Genomic DNA, 23,460 nt, shown 5'->3' with positions numbered 1-23,460 from the left:
CTAAGGGCGCCATTGCTTAATGAAGACTTTGCGCTTTGTTCGGCCTGGCATATTTGGCGGTGAGTTGTTCCAGATAGGGTTGCACCGCCTTGTCGCCCCAGTCTAGATAACCCCTTAGAAATCCAATTAAATTCCCCTCGCCGTCGAAGGCGTAGGTGGCGGGCACTATGTTGGCCGGCAGCATAGTTTCCACCTGCCGCTTAGGGTCGATTAGCGTGGGGTAAGTCGCTAACTGGTGGCGAGCCAGAAAGGCGCCCACCTCATCATGGGCCTCGTCGATGGACAGGGGCAAGACCACAAGATCTTTGTCGAGATTGTCCCGTCTTATCTTATCCATCATGGGGATCTCCTTGATGCAGGGGGCGCACCAGGTGGCCCACAGATTGATTAAGACGAGCTTGCCCCGGTAGTCGCTCAGCCTGACCTGCTGACCGCTGAGATCCTCGAATGTCGCCTCGTCGACCCGGCGGGCGCTGGTCATCTCCACGAAGCGCGACATGATCATCGGCTTGGGCAGGTTATCCCCTGTGTCATACACCTTGGTACTCGGCATCGCGGCCAGGGCGCAGCCAGTCGGTGTCATTAAAGTTATAGCGGACAGGGCGAGGCTGAGCAGGGCAAGTCGTGGTTTTCTCATGATCTATCTTCCTGGGAGGTGTTAAAGGATGCGGCGCTACCTGCCTGCCTGAGATACCAGAATATCGCTAGAGCCAGCAGGCAAAGCGGCGCGAAGAACAGTAGGGCGGTGCCGGCACTTAGGCTGGGCATGTAGCGAATACGCTCGCCGTAGCGGGCCACCATGAAGTCGACAATCTCATCGCTCGTCTTGCCCTGTTCCAGCTGCAGATAGATCTCCGCCTTGAGCTCGTTGGCGATTGGGCTCTGGGAGTCCTGCAGGCTCTGATTGGCGGACATGGGACAGCGCAGGCCAGCGGCGATCTCTATAGCCTGGTGTTTGAGCTGAGCGGGCGTGCGCCACTGTGGGTTTCCATGCGTTTCTGTTGGTGCCTGGGCTCTAGTCGGTCCAAGGAGAGTCACTAAGGTGACCACCAGCAGTAAGATCCAGCTTCCTTTCATCATCAGGCTCCTTTTACCGCTAGTTGCGGCGAGGGCGCCCTTGACTCTTGGCACATCTTGCGCGGAAGCAGCTGGCTCAACCCGGCAAACATCATGATGAGGCCGCCTATCCAGATCCAGCCAATCAGGGGTTTGTAGCTGATGCGAATCAGAAACTCCTCATCGCTCAGTCTATTGCCCATGGAGATATAGAGATCGGCAAACAGGCTGCGATGGATCCCGGCGGCTGAGATCTGCATGGCGTTGCTATTAAAGGTCTGGCGCTGAGGATAGAGGTAGGCCAGATGCTGCTCGCGTCTGTCTCTCACCTCTATCTTGGCCTGAAGTGCATTGTAGCTGGTGTGGGAAACGGTTTCGGTCGCCCGGTAGATAAAGGTATAGCCCGCCAATTCCTTGCCTTGCCCCGGCCCCATCCTGAGCAGCTCCTCCTGCTGAAAATAGCTGGAGCAGGTGGCCCCCAGTATGCTCAGGGCCACACCCAGGTGGGCAAAGCACATGGCGTAGTAGCGCCTGTTATCCCCCGCGCCTGTGAACGCCGCCAGGCGTTTATGCAGATAGAGCCCAGTACAGCCGAGTAGCCAGAGGCAGGAAAAGCTGCCCAGCAGGAAGTGGGCGGCAAACTCTGTCAGCAGCAGAGCGTTAAGAGTGACGCTGATTAGCAGGCAGATAGCTGCAAGCACCGTTAACTGTCTTAGTATGCCAGGGTTTGATATTTGCCAGCGCATCAAAGGCGCGGCGCCCATGAGCAGACAGATAAGCCAAGTCAGCGGGATGAAGAGGCTATTAAAGTAGGGGGCACCCACCGAGATGCTCTGACCGCTTGCTACTTCATAGAGCAGCGGATAGCAGCTGCCCAGCAAGATAGAGATGGCGGCGACCAGGAGTATAAGGTTGCCCAGCTGCATCAGGCTTTCCCGGCTAAGCATATTGCTATTTACCGGTCGGTAGAGGCTAGGGAGGCGCTGCAACAGCAGGGTAAAGCCGCAGATAGAGACCAGGGCGAACAGGGTCAACATGGCGCCGCCGCGCAGGGGATCGGCGGCGAAGGCATGTACCGACTGCACCACGCCTGAGCGCACCAAGAAGGTGCCCAGCAGACAGAGGCTGAAGCCCAAGATTGCCAGAAACAGGCTGGTGCCATGAAATCTGTCTCGTCGCTCACCCAAGATTAACGAGTGCATCAGCGCTGTGGCGACCAGCCAGGGAATAAAGGAGGCATTCTCCACCGGATCCCAGAACCACCATCCTCCCCAGCCGAGCTCATTGTAGGCCCACCAGGAGCCGAAGGCGTTGCCGCCGGTCAACATGGCCCAGGCCAGTACTGCCCAGGGACGCATCTGCTTGCAGTGCTGCTTCAGGGGCTGACTGCTATCCAGCAGGGCGGCGATAGCGGCGGCGAAACAGACCGCCAGCCCTACATAGCCGATAAAGAGTAGCGGCGGATGCAGAATCAAGCCTATATCCTGCAGTATGGGGTTGAGATCCCGCCCCTCTACCGGAATGCCAGGTAAGAGTCTGGCGAAGGGATTCGATCCTATGAGTAAGAAGGCGATTAGTCCGGCCTGGATGGCGCCCAATACGGCGTGGAGAAAGTGAAAAAATGGGGATTTGCCGTGTTTTAGGCTAATCACACAGCTCCAGCTCCCCATGACGGCGACCCAGAACAGCATGGAGCCTTCGTGGCCTCCCCAGACGGCGGCTATCTTATAGAGGCTGGCCAACTGGGTGTTGGAGTTATTGGCCACATAGGCCACGGAAAAATCGTCGCAGAGAAACAGATAGGTCAGGATAAACAGGCTTGCCATCTGCGCCAGGCTATTAAGGCGAATAAAGAGGGGCTGGTAAGGCTTAAGCCAGAGTTTGACACCGCAGGCTGGCATGAAAGGGCTCATGGCCGTGAGTAAACATAGGGTCAAGGAGATAATAAGAAGTAGTAAGCCAATTTCCGCTGTCATGGTCTCGCCTTTAGCCAAGGGGACCAAGCCATTCATCTATATAGTTGGCGATGGATAAGCCTGGTCTGTCTCTGTTTTGGCCTCACCTTAGGCGAACTCCCTGGCGGATTCTGTGAGCTATCGCAGGGTCCTTTTTAGCTGTTTTCCCGCTCAAGATTTTTCATAACTCAAAAAGCCGCTTGAGCTTTTTTGAGATCTAAAAATGCCGCTTTTAAAACTAAAAAATTACACACGAACAATCCGTAAGGTTTTGTTTAATTTGATTTTATATCTGTTCACAACTCACGAAAAATTCCATGTGCGCCAGCTCAACTTTTTTCTCCTTTGTCTGTGAAAAATACTGAAATTGCTCAGTTGTATAAGTCGTTCGGTTAACGATTTGGTTTATTCCAATTAATTCCCGCCAGCGAAAAGGATGAGCTGATTTGGAATTAAACATAAACAGATAAAACTAAAAATATTTAGGAGTGAATGATGAGACGATGGAAACACAAGGTAGCCTTAAGTGCGCTATTTTGTTTCGGTGCCATTGCCAATGTGAATGCCGCTGGTGGTAAATACAACAGCGTGCCCGAGATGGGCAAGACCGCCAAAGAGGCGATAGCAAACTATCAGGGCACGGAACAGGTTAATGGTGTCAAAACTCTGCAAGACTATATTGTTCAAGAAGCCGAGCTGTTTGATTTCCTGTTTGAAAACCACCCTATGTTCAAATATCAGGAAGCGGGCAATCTGGTCGGCGACTATCACATCAGCGACCGGGGTGAAGAGTATCTGGATACCGGCCACAGCCCCGAATACAGCAAGAAGGCGGGTAAACCCAGAGCGGTCCAGTACCGTCTGGGGGCCAAGTCGATTCTGGACTATCCCAATAACTTCGTGGGTCCAGAAAAGTGCGCCGAGTGTCACGCAACTCAGTATGAGAAGTGGAGTCGTTCACGCCACGCCAAGACGATCCGTTTCCCCGGGGATCACCCAGAGGTGGATAACGATCTCAACAAGACAATGTACGGCACTAAGGATACTTCTATCCTACCCGACGGCATCACGCCGGATGTGATCTATGCAACTGTAGGTACGCCGAGAACCAAGTATGGCTTCATCGATGCCTGGCTGGTACGCGGTTCCTATCATATCGAGGGTGGTTTGCTTAAGGATGGCACGGGCAAGATGGTGGCCGGTGCCAACCAGTTCTCACGTGGCTGGGCCGAGTGGTTAACCCCTGAGATGGCCAAGAAGATCAATGCGGTGATCCCTGAGTTCCCAACGACCCTGGAAGCCTATGGTGGTTCCGGCTCTCACCAGTGGGGCATGAGCTCCTACGGCGCCAAGTATCGTAAAGAGATGCTGTTCCAACCCGCCAGCTCCTACTGTGAGGTATGCCATACCTTCAAGTTCGACTTTAAGACCAAGCAGGAATATTTCGACGCCCTGGGCGATCCTAAGAAGCTGCAGGAACACACCATCAGTAAAGGTATCGCCTGTGAAGAGTGTCACGGTGCAGGCGGCCACTTAGATGGTGGTACCGGCGGCATGCAGTCCAACTGCGAACGCTGTCACCAACGCTTCCAGTACGACCCCGCCATGGCCGAAACCCCGGCCGCCCAGGAGAAGCCTGAACTGGCCTTCGGCGTGAAGATGAAGTCGCTCTGTCCTTCCTGTGGTACCGAGGGCTCGCAGATGTATGGCTCGGCGCACTACGAGAAAGGGATGCGTTGTACCACATGTCACGATCCTCACGAGGTTACAGACGGTACCTGGATGTCAGGCATCACCAAGCCTAAGTTGAAGACTGACTGTAAGGACTGCCACGAGGCGCAGACTGTGATTGCCAGCAACACAGACACCCACGCCAACCAGACTTGTCAGAGTTGTCACATGCCTAACATGGGTAGCTGTGAAAACTTCAAGGCGATGCAGTTCCCGGATCAGGCCGGCTTCGATGCGGTGCGTAAGTCGCACATGTGGAAGATCGATGTCGACCCTGAGCGTAAGACACTCAACCCGCCAGAAGGTCAGCCAAGGATCCAGGGACCTAAGGGTGCCAAGGGCTGGACAGTGGCTAAGAACGAGGAGGGTCGTACCTACCTGGATCTCATGTGGTCTTGTGCCCGCACCTCTATCTCAGATCACGACGTGGTGGAAAACAAGGGTTGTCATAGCCAGTTCCAGTCTGAACTCGAAACAGGTCTGCACTACAAGGATCAGCTGGAGATCTACGGCGAAGTGATGAAGTGGCAGAAGCCGATCAAAGAGGTCTTCGGTCAGGTTGAGCAGGCGCTGGTGCGTATCGATCAGCTGCTCGAGGTCACTAAGCTGTCTACCGAAGACAAGACTCAGGTGCTGATGCTGGCCGAGAAGGCCCAGGCCGCAGTGGATCTGATCAAGCAAGACGGCTCTTGGGGTGTCCATGGCTTCCGTTACAGCCAGAAACGTCTCGATGCGGCCCTCACCTATGTGACGCAGGCGCAGAAGATCTTAGACGGCAGCGGCTATTCGGCCAAGGCCCACTAAGCCTCTGAAACCTGGAGATATCTAGGTTCATCACTAACCACCCGGCGCCTTCCCGGCGCCGGGTATTAGAGGAGAGAGAAGATGAAATCCAAACTAGGGCTATCACTGGCGCTGCTGCTGGGGCTAACCCCGCTGTGCAGCCTCGCGGGCGGCGGCGCCGAGATGGCGCCGGCGCACAGATACGAGCATATCCTGCATACCATCAGCCTGGCCGAGGCCGAGGCCCTGCTGGCTCAGGGAGATGTCTACTTCTTCGACGTCAACACATTGGAGTTGTGGGCCGAGGGCTATATCCCTGGGGCCGTCTACTTCAATGTCGATAACTGGAAAACCCTGCTGCCTGAGGATAAGGCGGCGCGCATGGTGTTTTATTGCGCCAATCGTCTCTGCAATGCCAGCGAGATCGCGGCTCATCAGGTGATGAAGCTGGGCTACACCAATGTGATGCAGATGCACGATGGGATCTATGGCTGGCGCCTGTCGGGTAGAAGTATTGAAAAACCATAACAAACAAAGTTTTGCCTAACATTTTGAATAATAGACATTTTGAATAATAGACATTTTGAGCAATAGATGATTGAGAGTGTGAATATGAAAGCGAATCTACTGAAATCTTGTCGTGTCACCACCTTAGCCCTGGCCTGCACTTGGTCATTCTTTGCCGCGGCAAGTGAGTCGCCCCAGGAGGTCGAAGATGCCTCCTATGCATTAGGGGCCTCTGTCGGTCATTACATCTCGGGCAAGATCTATAACCAGGTCGACCTGGGGGCCCAGGTCAAGGTCGATACCGTGATTCAGGGGGTGATAGATGCCCTCAAGGGTGAGGGCAAGATGTCCAACGAAGAGATACTGACTCATCTCAACGCCCGCGCCGAGTGGCTCAACAATGCCAAGGCCGCCAAGCTTGAAGCCTTAGCCAGTAAGCATCAGGCCGAGGGCCAGGCCTACCTGGCGGCCAACCAGGCTAAACCTGGGGTCAAGGTGACCGAGTCGGGTCTGCAATATGAGGTACTCAAGCAGGGTGACGGTCCTAAGCCGGTCGAGTCCGATGTGGTCACAGTGCACTATGTGGGTAAGCTGCTGGACGGCACCGAATTTGATAACTCTTACGAGCGCGACGAGCCCAACCGTTTCGCCCTGCTGTCGGTGATCGATGGCTGGAAAGAGGGGATCGCCCTGATGAATGTGGGTTCGACCTATCGCCTGACCATTCCTGCCGGGCTGGCCTATGGCAAGGAGGTGGTCGGCGTGATCCCGCCTGGCTCGACCCTGATCTTCGACGTCGAGCTACTTAAGATGGAGGCGCCCGGCGAGAACGCCCATGGAATGGGCCTCAGCGGCATGGGTATGGGCGGCATGATGGGCATGGGCCACTAGTTTAGGTTATCGGCAGTAGGTGCTTGTTATGAATAGTTTAGTGTTCGCCATGGCGGTAACCCTGGTCTGTTTTATTGCGCCTATCTGGCGCCACTATTTCAATCAAGAGGCTAACGCCCTGGCCGGCGATGCGACCATCCCTGCTAGGAAGCAGACCCTGACACCTATTGTGGTGACAGGCATGCTACTGCTGATACCACTCACCCTTTATGGCCTGCTGGGCCGCTTCAACGACTGGCATACCGGCCAGATCGACGAAAATATCGACTACCTGATCGCCGCCGACATCAACAAGAATGCGCGCATCTTGGCTGACACGCCCCTAGACCGGCTGGCCTTGCTTAACCTGGCCAATGCCTACACCGAAGGCGGGCGCTATGGCGAGGCGGTAGATACCTTAGACAAATTACTGGCAATAGCGCCCGACGCCGAGCTGTATGGCATGAAGGCGACGGCGCTCTATTACCGTGATAACCGCGCCATGAGCCTTGAGGTCTCCCTCGTGATATCTCAGGCATTGGCGCTCGACCCCGAGGAAGTGCAGTCATTGCTGCTGATGGCGACCCACGCTTATCTGAATAGGGATTTTCAGCAAGCGATCGTCCATTGGCGGCAGTTACTGGACAGCGATAACCCCAACATAAACCGAGCATCGATTAACAGTGCGATTGTCAACGCTGAGCAGAAGATGGCTAACCGTACCGTGACTGCATCTGAGTAAAAGTCACCAAAATGAAAGATTCAATGAGGTCGGCATGCGTGCCGACGGATGGAGGATGCTGTGAGTGAAAATATAGAGAGACGGAGGTTCCTGAAATGCTTAGGAGCCGGCTCTTTGATGTTGGCGCCCTTGGGGTGCAGCGTTAAGGAGCAGACAGGGCAAGACGCTGCACCGCACTATGTGATGGTGTTCGATCAAAACAAATGTGTGGGGTGTGGCGGCTGTAAGGAGGCCTGTAACAAGGCTAATAATCTGCCCGAAGGACGCTCGCGGGTGATACTGGAGCAGCAGTCATCTGCCGTTGCCGGGCAGGCCTGTCCGCATTGCGGCAAGACAGACTGTGACTGTCAGCGCAAGTATGTGCGGGTCTCCTGTCAGCAATGCAAGAACGCCCCTTGCGTGTCCGTGTGCCCCACGGGCGCGGCCCATAGGGATCCCAAGACGGGCATAGTCACCATGGATGCCAGCAAGTGTGCCGGCTGTAAATACTGTATCGCCGCCTGTCCCTACAATGCCCGCTATATCAACAGCGAGACGGATGTGGCCGACAACTGCGACTTCTGTCTGCAGAGCAAGTTGGCCAAGGGAGAGCTGCCCGCCTGCGTGCAGGAGTGTCGGTATGACGCCCTGGTATTTGGCGACGCCAACGACCCCAACTCCTATGTCAGTCGCCTGCTGGCGGTGAAGGATTCGGTGCGGGTCAAGGCCCATCTGGGCACTGAGCCGAGCCTACGTTACATACCTATCGTTAAGTTGGGGGTATAGAGATGGACGGAACACTCGAATTTACCATAGGCCTCTCGGAAGGGGTCGCCTGGCCCTGGCCCATCGCCGTTTACCTGTTTTTCGCCGGTATCTCGGGCGGCGCGCTGTCGGTCGCCCTGTTTATCCGCTTCTATAAACAGCAGAGCGCCAATACTCCCTTCCTCAAGGCATCGGCGCTGATCGCCTTCGTCACCATCGCCCTGGGCATGCTCTGTCTGGTGCTGGATCTGACCAATCCGCTGTTCTTCTGGCGCATCTTGGTCTACTACAACCTCAACTCCGTGATGTCGGTCGGGGTGATCGCCCTGTCAGCCTATATACCGCTGGTGGCCCTGATCGCCCTGTTTGCATTGGAGGAGGAAATACGTCGCCTGCCTATGCTGGCGCCGCTGCTGCCGCTGATCGACAGACTCAGACCCTGGCGTCGTAGCTGCGAGGCCCTAGTGCTGGTGCTGGCGCTGGCGGTATGTGCCTACACGGGCTTCTTGATCTCGGCGCTTATCCGCTTCCCCATCATCAACACCTCTGTGTTGCCGGCCCTATTTGTGGCCTCTGGCCTGTCGGCCGGCGCCGCGGCGGCGAAGATGCTGGCGGTGGGGGTGTTTAAGGAAGATAGACACAGTAGCGACATGCAGATTCTGCATGGCGCCGAGTGGCCCATCATGTTTGCCGAAGCCCTGTTCCTCTTCATGATCATCATGTCGCTGGTGACAGGTAACGCCGGTGCCCAGAGCGCCTTTGAGGCCTTCCACACAGGTAGCTGGTCCGTGGTGTTCTGGCTGGGTGTCGTGGGTGTGGGATTCGGCGGCCCCTTGCTGCTGAACTTCGCCACAGGTAAGCACTTTAGCCATTCATCTCAGGCCTTTTACCTCTCAGGCCTGTGCGCCGTGAGCGGCATGATGTGTCTGCGGATGTTTATCCTTTATGCCGGTCAGAACTTTGCTATCTGACCATTTCGCTCAGCCCCTGTGTGACAGGGGCTGATTACTAGCTATAGGAGTCATAATGAGAGCCTTTATCTTCATCTTTATCAGCGCCTTATTTATGTCGGGTTGTGGCGCCGCCGAGAGTGATACCCATAGTCACGACGGCTTAGTGATAGGTAACCACGAACGCTGCCACATGTGCGGCATGATGGTGAAGCAATACCCAGGTCCTAAGGGCAGTCTGCAGTTAAAGGAGGGCGAGGTGCAGCCCAAGTTTTGCTCGACCCGGGATATGTTTATGTTTGCCCTGCAGCCCGAGAATCGCCGTCAGGTCGAGGCGCTCTGGGTACACGATATGGCGGCGACCGATTGGCAGCATCCGGAGGATGAGCATTTTATCGAAGCCACAAAAGCCTGGTATGTCTATGGCTCAAACCGCAAGGCGGTGATGGGCGTTGCTGTGGCGCCTTTCTCTACCCTGGCAGCGGCCGAGGCCTTCGCCCAGCAGTATGGCGGCGCGGTATTCGAATATGACGAGATCACCCTTGAGCTGCTGTCGGCAAAATAGGCCGTGCCTGTGGCTCAGGTTTTGTCGACGACTAGGGCTGCATCTAGTGCTGGCCTTGAGTCTAGGTCTCTGCTTAGTGTCTATGCAGGCCCTGTCCGCCGATGGGCCTCAGATCATAGAGGTGGCCGATAGCGAGGGGCTGCGTGCGGTGCTGGCATCTGCACTAAGTGGCGCAGAGATACGGCTGCAGCCCGGGCGTTATCTGGGTCGTTTCGAGGTCAATCAGCCGCTGACCCTGCGAGGCCAGCCCGGCGCCGTCATAGATGCCCAAGGCGTAGGCTCGGCGCTGGTGGTCAGCGCATCCAGCGTGACCCTTACCCGGCTGGCGATACGCAACTGGGGGCGGGATCTCTATGAGAAAGACGCCGCCATTCGCCTGTTACCTGGCGCTAACGAGGTGACCATTGTCGCCAATGAGCTGAGCGGTTCCGGCTTTGGCATCTACGCCAGTGAGGTCAGTGACCTTAAGCTCAAGGACAATCAGATTGAGGGCGATGCCGAGACCTTCTTGCTGGATCGCGGTGATGGTATCCATCTGCTTAGGGTGAACTATCCCCTGGTCAGCGGTAACCGTATCAAAACGGTGCGCGACGGCATCTACCTGGAATCTGGCATCGGTAGCCGCGTCTATGGCAATCATCTCTGTGAGCTGCAATACGGCCTGCATTATATGTATACCAAGCAGGATGAGGCCATGGATAACTTGGCTAGTCGGGTCAGCGGTGGCTACGCCCTGATGAACTCTGAGGGGATACGCCTGGTGTTTAATCGTGTACGCGAGGCTAAAGAGTTTGGCGTGCTGCTCAACCTTACCCATGACGCTGAGATCCAGGCCAATCAGATAGAGGCGACTCAGATGCCAAATAGCGTCGCCGGGGATCTCTTTAGTGAGGGCAAGGGGCTGTTCGTCTATGGTGCCAAACGCAATCAGATCAGCGGTAACTATATCGCCGGCAATCAGATAGGCATCGCCATGGCGCTCGGTGGCGAGGACAACCTTGTCTATCAAAATCAGTTTTTGGCCAATGCCACGCAGGTGCGCTATGTGGGCGAGCAGCGAGTGGAGTGGAGTTTTCAGGGGCGAGGAAATTATTGGAGCGATTATCAGGGCTGGGATCTCGATGGCAATGGCATAGGCGATGGTCAGTATCTGCCCAATGACAGTTTAGATCGCCTGTTTTGGTTGTATCCGGAGGCGAAGTTCTTGATGGAGAGTCCTGTAGTGAAATTATTGAAGTGGCTGGATAACCAGTTGCAAGGCGAGCATTCGGTCGGTGTGGTCGACAGCCATCCCGTGATGGCGCCGCCACGTCGCGCTGGCTCCGCCGCCTGGGAGGCACTATGAGCCAGATGGCGGTGACCTTTAATCAGGTGAGTCACTATTTCGATGAGTTGCGCGCCTTGAACGATCTCAGCTTCTCTCTGCCAGGGGGCAAGTTGATGGCGTTGCTGGGTCATAACGGCGCGGGTAAGTCGACACTGATAAAGATGATCTTAGGCCTGCTGGACCCCTGCCAGGGGGAGGTGAGTGTGCTGGGGCAGACCCAGAACCCGGCATCGAAGGCCGCCTCGACCGACATCGGTTACCTGCCGGAGAACATCAGTTTCTACGATAAGTTGACCGGTCACGAGGTGCTGAGTTACTTCGCCGCGCTTAAAGGCGTCTCTGCCCGGGCGGTCGCCCCCTTGCTGGAAGAGTTTGGCCTGGCCTATGCCCAGCACAAGGCGGTTAAGGGTTACTCCAAGGGGATGAAACAGCGCCTGGGGTTTGCCCAGGCAATACTGGCGCGGCCCAGGCTGCTCTTGCTGGATGAGCCTACCGTGGGGCTGGATCCCCAGGCGTCGCAGTTTATCTATCACAAGCTTAAGCAGCTGACCGACCAGGGCTGCACGGCTATTGTCTGTACCCATGAGTTACAGCTGGTGGAGCCGCAGCTGGACTTGGCCTTGGTGCTTGGTCGAGGAAAGAGACTCGCCTTCGGCACCCTAGATGAGCTGGTGCTAAATTGTGGCCTGGGTGTGCACATGGCCCATCCAGCCCTGGCCGGCTTGGTAGCGACCCACCCCCTATTACAATCTTTCTATCGAGACGGTGACTTGATTTGCCCCGTTTCACAACGCGAGGTGTTGATGAAGTACCTGACCCTAGAGTGCCAGTTGTTTGATGTGAAGGTGACACTTCCAGATCTGGCTCAGGTGTACCATGCCAAGATGGCGCAGATGCAAGTGATGAGCGAGCTGGGTCTCAGTCTTACCTCGGGAGAGCTATGATGTTGACCACAGTAAAACGGCCAAATCTCCAGCTTATTTGGGTGATCGCCACCAAAGAAATTAAAGATAGCGTGCGCAATCGCTGGGTCATGGTGGTGTTCGCCATCTTCTGGCTATTGGCGCTTTGCATGACCTTCGCCGGTAGTGCCGTCGGCGGCACGCTGTCACTGCCGAGCCTGAGCAGTGTAGTGGCCTCCTTGACCACCATCTCTGTATTTATCATTCCGCTGGCAGCTATCTTGCTCAGCTATGAAGCCTTCGTGGGCGAGGAGGAGGCGGGCACACTGCAGCTGCTGCTCACCTATCCCGTGAGTAAGTCGCAGATCCTTGCCGGTAAGTTGCTGGCCCATGGTGGAGTGCTCTTCACCGCCATCGCCAGCAGTTATGGCAGCAGCGCCGCCATCTTGCTAGTGTTTGGCCGTGGTGAGAGCTGGGGGGAGATTCTATCGGCATTCGCACTGCTGATTGCCAGTAGCTGTGTGCTGGCGGTGATCTTCATCCTCATCAGCTACCTGGTCAGTCTTAAGTCGGCGGAGAAGGCTAGGGCCGTGGGCAGTCTGTTAGCCCTCTGGTTCGCCCTGGTGCTTATCTATGATCTATTGCTGTTGCTGCTCCTGGTGGCGGATCTCGGCTATGCCAGTCAGTGGTTGGTGAACCTGCTGATTCTATTGAATCCTACCGATCTCTACCGTGCCATCAACATGCTCGGCGCGAGTGCCCCGTTGGGCAGTCTAGGTCTGCTGGCCCAGTATGAGTGGAGTCTGCCGCTGCTCCTGAGCACCTGTGTCGCCTGGCTAGTGGGGCTGCTCTATTGGACTCGCCGTGTATTCTTGAAAAAGTTGGTGTAGTACTTTGCATCGGAACAGGACGCGGGTATTTGGGCGCTAGTTCACACTCTGAGTCCTAGCCTGAAGTCCTGACCGGGGATTTGAGTCAGTAATCACGGTAATTTTGGAGAGATGTTAATAAAATGCCAAAGATAACAATAAGATATTTCTAATTCACGATTAGAAATTATTGAGGTGTCAGGTGTTAAAAATTACGCCATATCTTGAGTTCGATGATGAGGCGCACCAACTGCACGATCGTACCTGTGGCGCCACGATAGGGCTGAGCTTTTCCGAGTCGGCGGTGTTGGCGCACCTGCTGTCACAGCCCGATGCTATTTGCGACAAGGAGGTTTTGATTGCAGTGGGTTGGCCAGAACGCGTGGTGGCGGCAACCTCGCTGACACAGTGCATCAGTACCCTGCGCAAGAAGCTGGAACCCTTTCCCGAGATACAGTTGAAGACCATAGCACGGCGTGGCTATCAACTCCATGTGTCGCCCAAATCCCATGTGACCATGTTGGCGGTTAGCGATGCAGGATCGATCAAAGATGCGCTCATCGATGTCTCTTTGATGGTCAAGGTCAGTGGCATTCTAATCCTGCTGGGGATTGTGGCGACCCTCTGGTATAAGAGTGATTATCATCAGGTGATGAAACATGCGGCTACCTGGGTCTCGGATCATGAAATCGAGGTAAATCTAGGTGGCACCACGCGGCCGTTGAGCCTTATCCATCCCAAGGGGGGCAATAGCCTGCATCCCTCCATGTGGCAGAAGCATATTGCGCCTGAGAGCAACAGCATTGCTGGATTCGATAATTTTGATGGTTTTGCCTTTACCGATGGTAGCCACTATTCGATGGCGGTCTGCGATCTGGATGAGCGCGGCGAGTGTCGCCGAGACAAGATCGTCAACCTGACTGCAATAGACCTGAAGCCCGCCGGGCTTAATATGGTGGAATTTGTCGAGCTGAGTAAGCGGATGGAGGAGCGGATACGCTACAACCGTATTCTTATCCCCCCCAGTGAGACAGGCGGCGATCTGGTGGAACATCACTACAATGGAGACGTCTACTTTCCCGTGGCCGATGAGTTGTTGGTGCGTGCCGATATAGGGATCTCTCTGGTGTATGAGAAGCCTCTCGGCGGTAAGTTCTACTCCCGTGCCTGTATTACAGATCAGGACTGCCTGACGACGCCGATCAAGTATCAGATCCGCGGCGAGTTCGAGCAGTATCGCCAGAAGCTAGGGCAACTGGATGTGGACGTGTTTCATGTGAAGGTGAGGCAGAAAGATCTCATCATGCCCGATGTGGTGAGTGCCTCGGCGATGCATTTCTATCGAGAGATCCGCAAACATAACATTCGCGACGAGGAGCTGTTTTACATGAGGGTGCATGCGGACAACGGCACGGCCGTCTGGGTGGTGCCTCTGCTCGGCAACCTGGTGACCTGGACCAAATATGAGAAGGTGGCGCTATAGCTGGCTTCTGGTGTGTTAGGACGCGAGTCGACTTAGCCCCGGCTAGTTCAGGCTGGGGCTAAGCGTCTAAGATTTCGCGGTTCAGATTTACTTGATGAAGGCGAAGGCGTCACCGTAGAGGTGTTCCTCTTCGACGCCGATCTCACGGAAGACTTCACGTGCGGCGCCGACCATGTCGAATCGACCGGCGATATAGATGTCATAGCCGTTGAGGCTGACATAGTCTTGCTTGATCTGGGCCAACAGGTTGGCCGTCTTACCCTGCCAATCTGGCGTCGACTCTTCTACCACGGGCACGAAATGTAGCCAGGGGTGATCCTGATGCCACTGGCGCGCCAGAGACTCATAGTACATGGTGTCCTGGTTACGGCAGCCCCAGTAGAGGGTGGTTTCTACCTTCTGATCCTGGGCGATCGCCTGCTCGACGATACTCTTGATGTAGGAGAAGCCGGTGCCACCGGCGATCAGCAGTCGTGGTCTGTGGCTGTCGCTGCGCAGGAAGGCTTCGCCGCCCGGCGCCTCGATGTCGATATATTCGCTCTGCTGTAAACGTTCGACCACCTGCATGGGGTAGCTCTCGCTGACGGCGGCACCAATGTGCAGCTCGATCTGCTTGGCGCCAGGCGCCGAGGCGATAGAGAAGGGACGTTTATCTTTTTCACCCATTACGACGCAAAGGTACTGACCAGCCTTAAATTCGAAGCTGGTTTCTGGGGTTAAGGCTACCTGATAGACGGCATCATTAAAGGCGGTAACATGTTCAACTTTACAGCGTATGGTGTTCATTGGTTTTCCTTTCAGACCCTCTCTGTGGAGGTTTAGCTCCTCTGAATACCCGATTAAATTATACAGGTATTCAAAGGGTTAACTTCTTCGATTTATTTTTAAAATTCAGACGATTAGTCTACGCCTGATATTGATTATAGTGTCGGGGCGTCGTCTATGCCCAGATCGTCCCAGATAGCATCGATTCTCTGTTTGACCGCTTCGTCCATGACGATAGGAGTCCCCCACTCGCGGTCGGTTTCCCCTTCCCACTTGTTGGTGGCATCCATCCCCATCTTGGAGCCGAGTCCGGCCACTGGTGAGGCGAAATCCAGGTAGTCGATAGGGGTGTTGTCTATCATGACGGTATCGCGCTTAGGATCCATCCGTGTGGTGATGGCCCAGATGACATCGTTCCAGTCACGGCAGTTCACATCTTCATCCACTATGATGATGAATTTGGTATACATGAACTGGCGCAGGAACGACCAGGCGCCCATCATTACCCGCTTGGCGTGCCCTGGATACTGCTTGCGGATGGAGATCACCGCCATGCGATAGGAGCAGCCTTCGGGCGGCAGATAGAAGTCGACGATCTCCGGATATTGCTTGCGCAAGATAGGCACGAACACCTCGTTCAGTGCCACACCCAGCATGGCGGGCTCATCGGGTGGCCTGCCGGTGTAGGTGCTGTGGTAGATAGCGTCGCGTCTGTGGCTGACATGGGTCACGGTGAAGACGGGGAACTCGTCGGTTTCGTTGTAGTAACCCGTGTGATCCCCGTAGGGGCCCTCTTCAGCCATCTCGCCGGGCTCGATATAACCTTCGAGGATGATCTCGCTGGTGGCCGGCACCTCGAGATCGCAGCTCAGCGCCTTACACACTTCGGTGCGCTCGCCCCGCAGCAGGCCGGCAAAGGCATACTCGCTCATGGCGTCGGGCACAGGTGTCACCGCGCCCAGTATGGTCACAGGATCGGCGCCCAGCGCCACCACAACAGGATAACGTTCGCCCGGATGCTGCTGTTTAAAGTCTTTGAAGTCCAACGCGCCGCCGCGATGATCCAGCCAGCGCATGATCAGCTTGTTCTTGCCCAGTAATTGCTGGCGGTAGATACCTAAGTTTTGTCGCTTCTGCCTAGGGCCCTTGGTGATGGTCAGTCCCCAGGTCACCAGCGGAGCCACGTCGCCCGGCCAGCAGTGCTGAATCGGCAGCTTGGTGAGATCCACCTCATCGCCGCTGACCACTACCTCCTGGCAAGGGGCGTTGCGTACCGTCTTGGGCGGCATGTTCAGCGCCTGCTTGAACATAGGGATCTTGGAGATGGCATCTTTAAAGCCGCGTGGCGGCTCGGGTTCCTTGAGGAAGGCCAGCAGTTCGCCTACATCGCGCAGGGCGAGGGGATCTTCCTTGCCCAGGGCCATGGCAACGCGTTTAGGAGTGCCAAACAAGTTGGCCAGCACTGGCATTGTCTTGCCGACAGGATTTTCAAACAGCAGCGCCGGGCCCTTGGCTCTCAGCACACGATCGGCGATCTCTGTCATCTCCAGATGGGGATCGACAGGATGGGAGACACGCTTGAGTTCGCCGTTGGCTTCGAGGTGATCGATAAAACTGCGTAAATCCTTAAAACTCATTTGGAAATACTCGCGTTGAGAAAAATGTGATATGGCGCGCACTATACCATTTATGGGCGCTATTCCCAAATAGCTTGCGTCGGCTTTGCGCCCCCCACATGACAAGATTTTCAGGGGGTATAATTAAGGGTAAGATGCGGTAAACCCCTTGAGAGTGAGGTAGCAAGATGAAGCCCGATATGAAATCTTTATTGCTGCTAGCAGGCGTGCTCTGGCTAGGCGCCTTGCCGCCCATGGTGAACGATACCTGGGCGCTCAAGATAGACGATGAGTTCGAGGTGGATCCTGACTTTGGCGTGGATCCCGATTGGGAGTATCGTCCCGACTGGGACAGAGACTTCTATGATCCCTGGCGCTGGCGGATCGGCATAGGCACAGGTTTTCCCTATTGGCGCCATGGCAACTATGGCTACTGGCGCGATAGCTGGCGCTATCCCTATCGTTACCAGCCGCGTAAATACCGCAAGCCCAAACCGCTGGCCCCGCCTCAGCGGGTCACTACGAGTTTCACCCAGAGCCACGCCATTCATAGCCTACCCGCAAACGCCAGGGTGAGGGTGAAAGAGGGCAGGACGGTATATGAGTGGCAAGGGGTGGAATATATCTACGATTGGAATAGCGACAGCTACGTCAAGCTTGAGTAGCTGCTGCTCTGATGATTCTTTTTAGGAATTAGATAGGCAGTAGCCAGCGCTCGCTTCTAAACCAATAGTAGTGCTCGGGATCGTTGGAGAAGGCTACCCTATGGGCCTTGCCGGTGATCTCTTTGCGCGGAACGAAGCCGATGACCCGTGAGTCGGCGCTGGCGTCGCGATTATCCCCAAGCGTCAGGTAGTGCCCCTCTGGGACAGTCACCGGGCCAAAATTGGCCAGCCTCGAGGGCCGGTCATTCAGCCGGATGGCGTGGGGCTTGCCGGGCAGGGCCTCTTGCCAAACGCTAAAGGCTTTTTTGGTATTATCTGTAAGTGACAGCGGCTCGGCGCGATAGTTGAGGGCCGCGCCGTTGAGATAGAGGCGGTTGTTACGCATCGCCAGGGTGTCGCCGGGCAGGCCTATGATGCGTTTGACCAGTTTCTTATCGGCCACTGCCGAGTCGAAGGTGATGATGTCGCCGCGCTCCGGGTCGGCCAGTTTCATCAGGCTGACATGGGTAAAGGGCAGGCGCAGGTCGTAAGCCATCTTGTTCACCAGTATGCGGTCACCCTGCACTATGGTGGGCAGCATGGAGCCGCTGGGCACATGGTTCCAGTCGGCCACCGCGCTACGAAACACCAGCATCAGGCCGATAAATAGAATGAACTGGCGATGTTGTTTCACTTGTCGCATCACTTTTTTTAGCATACCAACTCCTTGGAAAGTAAAGTGTCTTAACTTCAGATGCCGCATCGCCCGAGTGGTTCCTGCTCTGTTATCCCATAAGCGTAAGCAAATATTTTTGCTCTGCTCAGTCCGCCATTGATATAGTGCAGCCTGTTGTCCTAAGGCCTTACCCATGGAGAGAGAATGAAGTACCAGTGGATATTATTTGATGCCGATGAAACCCTGTTTCATTTCGACGCCTTCAAAGGATTACAGTTGATGTTTTCGCGCTTCGGCGTGGATTTCACCCTAGCCGATTTCGAAGAGTATCAAACGGTTAATCTGCCTTTGTGGGTGGACTACCAAGACGGCAAGATCAGCGCCCGCCACCTGCAGGTGACCCGCTTCGAGCGTTGGGCCGAGAAGCTTTCTGTGACCGCAGAGCACCTTAACTCGGCCTTTTTAAAGGCCATGGCCGATATCTGCACCCTGCTGCCCGGCGCCGCCGAGTTGGTGGATGCCCTCTATGGCAAGGTGAAGATGGGCATTATCACCAATGGCTTTACCGACCTGCAGACGGTGCGCCTGGAACGTACCGGCTTGCTGCATGCCTTCTCACCCGTGGTGATCTCGGAAGAAGTTGGGGTGGCTAAACCCGACGTGGCGATCTTCGAACACGCTCTGTCGCAGATGGCCCATCCGCCCAGAGAGCATGTGTTGATGGTGGGAGACAACCCCCATTCGGATATTCAAGGTGGGCTTAACGCCGGCTTCGATACCTGCTGGCTTAACCGTGCCAGTCAGCCAGCTCCCGAGGGGATCACGCCCCACTATCAGGTGGCGTCACTCACCGAGCTGCAACACCTGCTGCTTAAGGGCTAATGCCTAACCGGTTAACAGCCCGAATCGACAATCTCGAAGGTCGGGCCCTGGGTAGTACTCAGGGCCTGGGTGTATTTGAGGTAGCAGTTCTCGCCGCTGGACTTCTTGCTTGGGTGCATGAAGCGGATAAAAGGCTCGGCCTTGTTATTGTGAAAGTACCAGTCGGCCGGGTCGTCGGCGTTGAACACAGCATCGGCAAAGCTGGCCTCGAGCAATAGATCCCAGGCGTGGGCCGAGTCGGCGGCGGGGTAACCATAGGCTAGCTCCACCTGATCGCCGTTGAGGCTTATGTTTGTGCTGGCCTGAGTCTGCAGATTTTCCAGGCTGGCCTTGGTAAATACCAAGGGCAGTGTGCCGCTCATCTCGCTCTTGAGTCCCTGTAGGGCGGCGATGCGGGCGTCAGACTGGATATTGATGAAGCGTGGCAGGGCTATGGTAGCCAAAATTCCGAGTATGATGACTGTGATGACAAGTTCAATCAGGGTAAATCCGTTACGTTTCATCTTGCTACCTTAGATTGGCTTTGTGCCTATATTACACCCTGAGAAGGTGTTTGATCCTTGTAATAGGTCAGAAAAGGTTGTTTTTAAGGCATTTGTCATCGAAAAATGCCTTAATGGATTATTTGTTGCTCAGTTAGTGAAATTTAGGCTTTACATTTAAAGTCCATTTCCTTACTATTCTCGGCGTTCGGAGAGATGGCAGAGTGGTCGAATGCACCGGTCTTGAAAACCGGCACGGGTTTATAGCCCGTCTAGGGTTCAAATCCCTATCTCTCCGCCACATTAAGAAAAAAGGCTTCCAGAAATGGAAGCCTTTTTTCGTTCTAGCCTTAGTTGAGTTGTACCTAAGCGACTAAGCAAAAAAGTAATTTGAACCTAGGGTCCCTAATGTTTAGATCTGGCTATCCCTCTGCCACATTAACAAAGCCCGCTTTTTAGCGGGCTTTGTGCTATCTAGCATATAGGAAATGAGAAACCGCCGGGTTCCTAACATTTAAACCTAGCTATCACTTCACCAAATTAAGAAAAAGGGCTTCCAGAAATGGAAGCCTTTTTTCGTTCTAGCTTTCGAGTGCTGGGCACTGCCTTGTCGGCGCTTTTCATTCTGTCCTCTGGGGCTGTGTTAACAACCAACACGAGCGACATTAGACCGTGAACTCATGAGCTTAGACGAGAGAAAAATAGATGTCGGTGATTAGCTCATGCTCCGCCACTTCGGGAAAGAAGTTGTGGTACTCGAAGTAGAGGGGGAAGTCCCTCAGCTCTTCGCCGCTCTCGGGCAACCAGTCACGGTAGAATTGATAGATCTTATCGTCCATCTGATCGTGTGGCCCTTGGTGGCGGATCACGGCGCAGCGACCGCCGGGGATCGTCTTGGTGATCACCCCAAAGTCGTTGGCCTTGACCTCTGCCGTTACTGAGCCGCAGATGTCGAAGCGAAACGCCTCTGGCGCTACCGTGTTGGGGTCGTTAAAGGGCACGCCCAGAGTCAGGCTGCTGGCCACCGGGGATTCGCCGCTCTGCTTACGCCAGTTGATAAATTGTTGAATCGAGTTATTCAGTGAGGCCGGGCTGCCTTGGTGTTCCAGCACGGCGACCTTGATATCGTCTCTTTGGGTGAGTCTTATCTGCACAGTTTCTCTCCTTGTATAGTTGACCTTGGCATATTGCTGACTCCATTGTTCCCACTTGGGGGTTAACCTGAACTGGGTCGGCGTTTGGGCAAATACCTGCTTAAAGGCTCGGGAGAAGGATTCGCCGTTCTCAAATCCGGCATCGAGGGCGATGTCGGTGATCTTCAGTTCGGGGTGAAACACTAATCGGTACGAGGCCCGCTTCAGCCTGAGCAGGCTGATGTATTTACCTAAGGTTATGCCGGTATACACCTGAAACTGGCGATGAAAATGATACTTGGAGAAGTGCGCCTTCTGGCTCAGTTGTTCCAGTGTCAGGGGCTGGTCCAGATGTTTAGCGATATAGTCACAAACCGTCTGGATTCGTTGACTGTAGGCCTGGTGCGCTGCTCGGTTCATATGCATCCCTTTTCAAGTGAGCGATCATTGTGCGACGAGACGGTCGGCTTTGCCTGACTCATATTGCTCAATGTTGGCCGAGCATTGGTGCTTAGAAGCCCCTGCGTTTCCAGAAGTTCGCCACCTGACTCTCCTCATCGTTAAGATGCACATGAAAGGTTTTCTCGGCAACTACCTCGTCGCCCAGGGATAGTGTCATGCGCCACCTGCCCACCTTGTCATGCTCGGGCGCCCAGATGGTGTCACCCAGATAGAACTTCCAGTCGTTGGACTCGACAAACAGCTCGCCCTCGAAGGGGGGGCGAACATTGCCATGCTGGTCGGGAATATGGGGATGATAGATGCAGTAGCTGAGTTTACGATTCTTGGCTTTGCGGATGCGGGCAATGAAACCAAACTCTATGTCTATCTCGGCCGGTACATGGACTGTGGCCTTGAGAAACTTAGGCAGATCCGGGCTCTCTTCATCCCAACGACTGAAGAGTCCGGCTTGCAGTATGGTGACATCGGCTTTGAGCTTAGACAAAGGAGGCGTGTGATTTTAGAGTTAGGTGTGATACTTCACGGCCATGTCGATCAGCGGCTCGCGGCTGGCTTTGGCAGCGCGCAGCCTTGCCAGATAGTTTTCCCACAGATCTACCTGATTGGTGGCCAGGTCATAGAGCACCTTCCAGGAGTAGAGGCCTGTGTCGTGGCCGTCGTCGAATACCAGCTTGACCGCATAGTTGCCCACAGGGGTGATGGCGTCGATATTGACGTTCTTCTTGTGGGTGACTAGCACTGGATTGCCGTGACCATGGACCTCGGCCGAAGGGGAGTAGACCCTTAATAGCTCACAGCTCAAGGTATATTGCTGACCGTTGTCGAAACTTATCTCCAGCTGGCGCGACTTACGTTTGAGTTTTAGCCCAGTGACCTTGGGCGTATCGCTTTGGGGGCTCATATGCTTCGCCTATTCGTGGGAGTGTGTCCCTGGTTAAAAAAGAGGGCCCGCAGGGGAACTGACGGGCCCTTTAAGTTTACAGGATGAAGCGGCTGAGATCTTCGTCCTGCACCAAGTTATCTAGGTGAGCGTTGACATAGTCGGCATCGATCACCGTGGTGCTGCCCGATTTGTCCGAGGCCTCGAAGGAGAGATCTTCCATCAGACGCTCCATCACGGTATGTAGGCGGCGCGCACCAATGTTTTCGGTGCGCTCGTTCACCTGCCAGGCAGCCTGGGCGATACGCTCGATACCTGACTCGCTAAACTCCACCTTAACGCCTTCGGTGCCCATCAGGGCCACATACTGCTCAGTGAGCGAGGCATGGGGCTCGGTGAGGATGCGTTTGAAGTCGTCGGCAGACAGGGCTTCCAGTTCGACGCGGATCGGCAGACGACCCTGTAGCTCAGGGATGAGATCCGACGGCTTAGACATCTGGAAGGCACCCGAGGCGATAAACAGGATATGGTCAGTCTTAACCATGCCGTGCTTGGTGTTGACCGTGCAACCTTCCACCAGAGGTAGCAGGTCACGCTGAACCCCTTCGCGAGAGACGTCTGGGCCCGAGGTGTCGCCACGCTTACAGATCTTGTCGATCTCGTCTAAGAAGACGATGCCGTGCTGCTCGACCAGTTCGATCGCCTGTTCCTTAAGATCGTCAGGGTTTACCAGCTTGGCGGCTTCCTCTTCGATCAATAGCTTATAGGCCTCCTTGATTGGCATCTTACGACGCTTGCTGGCGCCTGGGCCCATGTTTTGGAACATGCTCTGCAGCTGATTGGTCATCTCCTCCATGCCTGGCGGTGACATGATCTCTATGCCCACCTGAGGCGCGGCGATATCGATTTCGATCTCTTTGTCGTCCAGCTGGCCTTCGCGCAGCTTCTTACGAAATACCTGGCGGGTACTGGTGTCATCTTTCTGCTCACTGTCCCAGTCTTCCTTCGGCTTAGGCAGCAGGGCGTCGAGAATGCGCTCTTCGGCCGCTTCTTCGGCCCTGAACTTACACTTGGCCATCTGCTCTTCGCGGGTCAGCTTGACGGCGGCGTCGGTGAGGTCGCGGATGATCTGCTCGACCTCCTTACCTACATAGCCGACTTCGGTAAACTTAGTCGCTTCTACTTTGATAAAAGGTGCCTTGGCCAGTTTGGCTAGGCGGCGGGCGATCTCTGTCTTACCTACACCCGTGGGGCCTATCATCAGAATGTTCTTTGGGGTGACCTCTTGGCGCAGCTCGGCCTCAAGCTGCATACGGCGCCAGCGGTTACGCAGGGCGATTGCGACCGAACGCTTGGCGTTTTGCTGGCCAATGATGTGGCTGTCCAGCTCGTGAACAATCTCGCGTGGAGTCATCTCAGACATAAATATCCCTTAA

Annotated in this window: 24 protein-coding genes and 1 tRNA gene; 14 read left to right on the top strand and 11 right to left on the bottom strand. The window is 55.1% G+C overall.

Annotation, left to right across the window (positions count from 1 at the left end; genetic code table 11):
* Positions 1-16: 16 nt before the first annotated feature.
* Genes GNT65_RS11625 through GNT65_RS11615 form a run of 3 tightly spaced genes read right to left on the bottom strand, consistent with a single transcriptional unit; the run spans position 17 to position 3,032 of the window.
* Positions 17-637, bottom strand: coding sequence for a TlpA family protein disulfide reductase (locus GNT65_RS11625; RefSeq protein ID WP_160796385.1), 621 nt, complete (start codon positions 635-637; stop codon positions 17-19).
* The gene (locus tag GNT65_RS11620; RefSeq protein WP_244952161.1) at positions 634-1,080 is read right to left on the bottom strand and encodes a cytochrome c-type biogenesis protein; all 447 of its coding nucleotides are present in this window, start codon (positions 1,078-1,080) and stop codon (positions 634-636) included. The genes GNT65_RS11625 and GNT65_RS11620 overlap by 4 nt, the downstream gene beginning before the upstream one ends.
* On the bottom strand, positions 1,080-3,032 hold the full coding sequence (locus GNT65_RS11615; RefSeq protein WP_244952160.1) for a heme lyase CcmF/NrfE family subunit: 1,953 nt from the start codon (positions 3,030-3,032) through the stop codon (positions 1,080-1,082). The genes GNT65_RS11620 and GNT65_RS11615 overlap by 1 nt, the downstream gene beginning before the upstream one ends.
* Before the next feature lie 474 nt (positions 3,033-3,506).
* Here GNT65_RS11615 and GNT65_RS11610 point away from each other — a divergent pair, with 474 nt between their 5' ends.
* The 11 genes from GNT65_RS11610 (at position 3,507) to GNT65_RS11560 (ending at position 14,484) form a co-directional block, all read left to right on the top strand.
* A complete protein-coding gene (locus GNT65_RS11610; protein WP_160796381.1) occupies positions 3,507-5,546 on the top strand; it encodes a cytochrome c3 family protein in 2,040 nt (679 codons plus the stop codon).
* 81 nt (positions 5,547-5,627) lie between these two features.
* Positions 5,628-6,053 carry a rhodanese-like domain-containing protein gene (locus GNT65_RS11605; protein ID WP_160796379.1) on the top strand — a complete coding sequence of 142 codons (426 nt, stop codon included), beginning with the start codon at positions 5,628-5,630 and terminating at the stop codon, positions 6,051-6,053.
* Positions 6,054-6,137: 84 nt separating this feature from the next.
* Positions 6,138-6,923, top strand: a complete 786-nt coding sequence (locus GNT65_RS11600; RefSeq protein ID WP_244952159.1) for an FKBP-type peptidyl-prolyl cis-trans isomerase — start codon at positions 6,138-6,140, stop codon at positions 6,921-6,923.
* 28 nt (positions 6,924-6,951) lie between these two features.
* Positions 6,952-7,644 carry a tetratricopeptide repeat protein gene (locus GNT65_RS11595; protein ID WP_160796375.1) on the top strand — a complete coding sequence of 231 codons (693 nt, stop codon included), beginning with the start codon at positions 6,952-6,954 and terminating at the stop codon, positions 7,642-7,644.
* A 60-nt stretch (positions 7,645-7,704) separates the two neighbouring features.
* On the top strand, positions 7,705-8,409 hold the full coding sequence (locus GNT65_RS11590; protein WP_160796373.1) for a 4Fe-4S dicluster domain-containing protein: 705 nt from the start codon (positions 7,705-7,707) through the stop codon (positions 8,407-8,409).
* 2 nt (positions 8,410-8,411) lie between these two features.
* On the top strand, positions 8,412-9,359 hold the full coding sequence (nrfD, locus tag GNT65_RS11585) for an NrfD/PsrC family molybdoenzyme membrane anchor subunit (RefSeq protein WP_160796371.1): 948 nt from the start codon (positions 8,412-8,414) through the stop codon (positions 9,357-9,359).
* A 55-nt stretch (positions 9,360-9,414) separates the two neighbouring features.
* Complete coding sequence (locus GNT65_RS11580) at positions 9,415-9,903, top strand: nitrous oxide reductase accessory protein NosL (protein WP_160796369.1); 489 nt, start codon at positions 9,415-9,417, stop codon at positions 9,901-9,903.
* A 46-nt stretch (positions 9,904-9,949) separates the two neighbouring features.
* Positions 9,950-11,248: a nitrous oxide reductase family maturation protein NosD gene (gene nosD, locus GNT65_RS11575; protein ID WP_338091774.1), complete on the top strand. Its 1,299-nt coding sequence runs from the start codon at positions 9,950-9,952 to the stop codon at positions 11,246-11,248.
* On the top strand, positions 11,245-12,174 hold the full coding sequence (locus GNT65_RS11570) for an ABC transporter ATP-binding protein (RefSeq protein WP_160796364.1): 930 nt from the start codon (positions 11,245-11,247) through the stop codon (positions 12,172-12,174). The genes nosD and GNT65_RS11570 overlap by 4 nt, the downstream gene beginning before the upstream one ends.
* Positions 12,171-13,022, top strand: coding sequence for an ABC transporter permease (locus GNT65_RS11565; protein ID WP_160796362.1), 852 nt, complete (start codon positions 12,171-12,173; stop codon positions 13,020-13,022). Before GNT65_RS11570 ends, GNT65_RS11565 begins: the two co-directional genes overlap by 4 nt.
* A gap of 181 nt (positions 13,023-13,203) precedes the next feature.
* Entirely contained in the window at positions 13,204-14,484 is a 1,281-nt protein-coding gene (locus GNT65_RS11560; RefSeq protein ID WP_160796360.1) for a winged helix-turn-helix domain-containing protein, read from the top strand.
* An 87-nt stretch (positions 14,485-14,571) separates the two neighbouring features.
* On the opposite strand, the gene fre is transcribed toward GNT65_RS11560, so the two are convergent.
* Together fre and ubiD are read right to left on the bottom strand one after the other, a co-directional pair.
* On the bottom strand, positions 14,572-15,270 hold the full coding sequence (gene fre / locus GNT65_RS11555; RefSeq protein WP_160796358.1) for an NAD(P)H-flavin reductase: 699 nt from the start codon (positions 15,268-15,270) through the stop codon (positions 14,572-14,574).
* A gap of 134 nt (positions 15,271-15,404) precedes the next feature.
* Complete coding sequence (gene ubiD / locus GNT65_RS11550; RefSeq protein WP_160796356.1) at positions 15,405-16,886, bottom strand: 4-hydroxy-3-polyprenylbenzoate decarboxylase; 1,482 nt, start codon at positions 16,884-16,886, stop codon at positions 15,405-15,407.
* 179 nt (positions 16,887-17,065) lie between these two features.
* On the opposite strand from ubiD, the gene GNT65_RS11545 reads away from it, so the two are divergent.
* Complete coding sequence (locus GNT65_RS11545; RefSeq protein ID WP_160796354.1) at positions 17,066-17,530, top strand: hypothetical protein; 465 nt, start codon at positions 17,066-17,068, stop codon at positions 17,528-17,530.
* A gap of 28 nt (positions 17,531-17,558) precedes the next feature.
* On the opposite strand, the gene lepB is transcribed toward GNT65_RS11545, so the two are convergent.
* Complete coding sequence (gene lepB / locus GNT65_RS11540; protein WP_160796352.1) at positions 17,559-18,227, bottom strand: signal peptidase I; 669 nt, start codon at positions 18,225-18,227, stop codon at positions 17,559-17,561.
* A 162-nt stretch (positions 18,228-18,389) separates the two neighbouring features.
* On the opposite strand from lepB, the gene yjjG reads away from it, so the two are divergent.
* A complete protein-coding gene (yjjG, locus tag GNT65_RS11535; protein ID WP_160796350.1) occupies positions 18,390-19,067 on the top strand; it encodes a pyrimidine 5'-nucleotidase in 678 nt (225 codons plus the stop codon).
* A gap of 11 nt (positions 19,068-19,078) precedes the next feature.
* Here the strand turns inward: yjjG and GNT65_RS11530 are convergent, their stop codons facing one another.
* A complete protein-coding gene (locus tag GNT65_RS11530) occupies positions 19,079-19,570 on the bottom strand; it encodes a type IV pilin protein (protein ID WP_160796348.1) in 492 nt (163 codons plus the stop codon).
* 189 nt (positions 19,571-19,759) lie between these two features.
* Between GNT65_RS11530 and GNT65_RS11525 the strand changes: the two genes are divergently transcribed.
* Positions 19,760-19,850 (top strand) — tRNA-Ser (locus GNT65_RS11525).
* A 385-nt stretch (positions 19,851-20,235) separates the two neighbouring features.
* Here the strand turns inward: GNT65_RS11525 and GNT65_RS11520 are convergent.
* The 4 genes from GNT65_RS11520 to hslU form a co-directional block, all read right to left on the bottom strand.
* Positions 20,236-21,102 (bottom strand): AraC family transcriptional regulator, encoded by an 867-nt coding sequence (locus tag GNT65_RS11520; protein ID WP_160796346.1) that lies wholly within the window; start codon positions 21,100-21,102, stop codon positions 20,236-20,238.
* Positions 21,103-21,193: 91 nt separating this feature from the next.
* Positions 21,194-21,628: a DUF3859 domain-containing protein gene (locus GNT65_RS11515; protein WP_160796344.1), complete on the bottom strand. Its 435-nt coding sequence runs from the start codon at positions 21,626-21,628 to the stop codon at positions 21,194-21,196.
* Positions 21,629-21,649: 21 nt separating this feature from the next.
* Positions 21,650-22,045 (bottom strand): gamma-butyrobetaine hydroxylase family protein, encoded by a 396-nt coding sequence (locus GNT65_RS11510; protein ID WP_160796342.1) that lies wholly within the window; start codon positions 22,043-22,045, stop codon positions 21,650-21,652.
* Between the two features lie 76 nt (positions 22,046-22,121).
* Positions 22,122-23,447, bottom strand: a complete 1,326-nt coding sequence (hslU, locus tag GNT65_RS11505; RefSeq protein WP_160796340.1) for an HslU--HslV peptidase ATPase subunit — start codon at positions 23,445-23,447, stop codon at positions 22,122-22,124.
* Between the last annotated feature and the right edge of the window lie 13 nt (positions 23,448-23,460).

The sequence above is a fragment of the Shewanella insulae genome (genome assembly GCF_009831655.1).
Taxonomy (GTDB): Bacteria; Pseudomonadota; Gammaproteobacteria; order Enterobacterales; family Shewanellaceae; genus Shewanella; species Shewanella insulae.
This window is presented reverse-complemented; position numbering and strand designations above follow the sequence as displayed.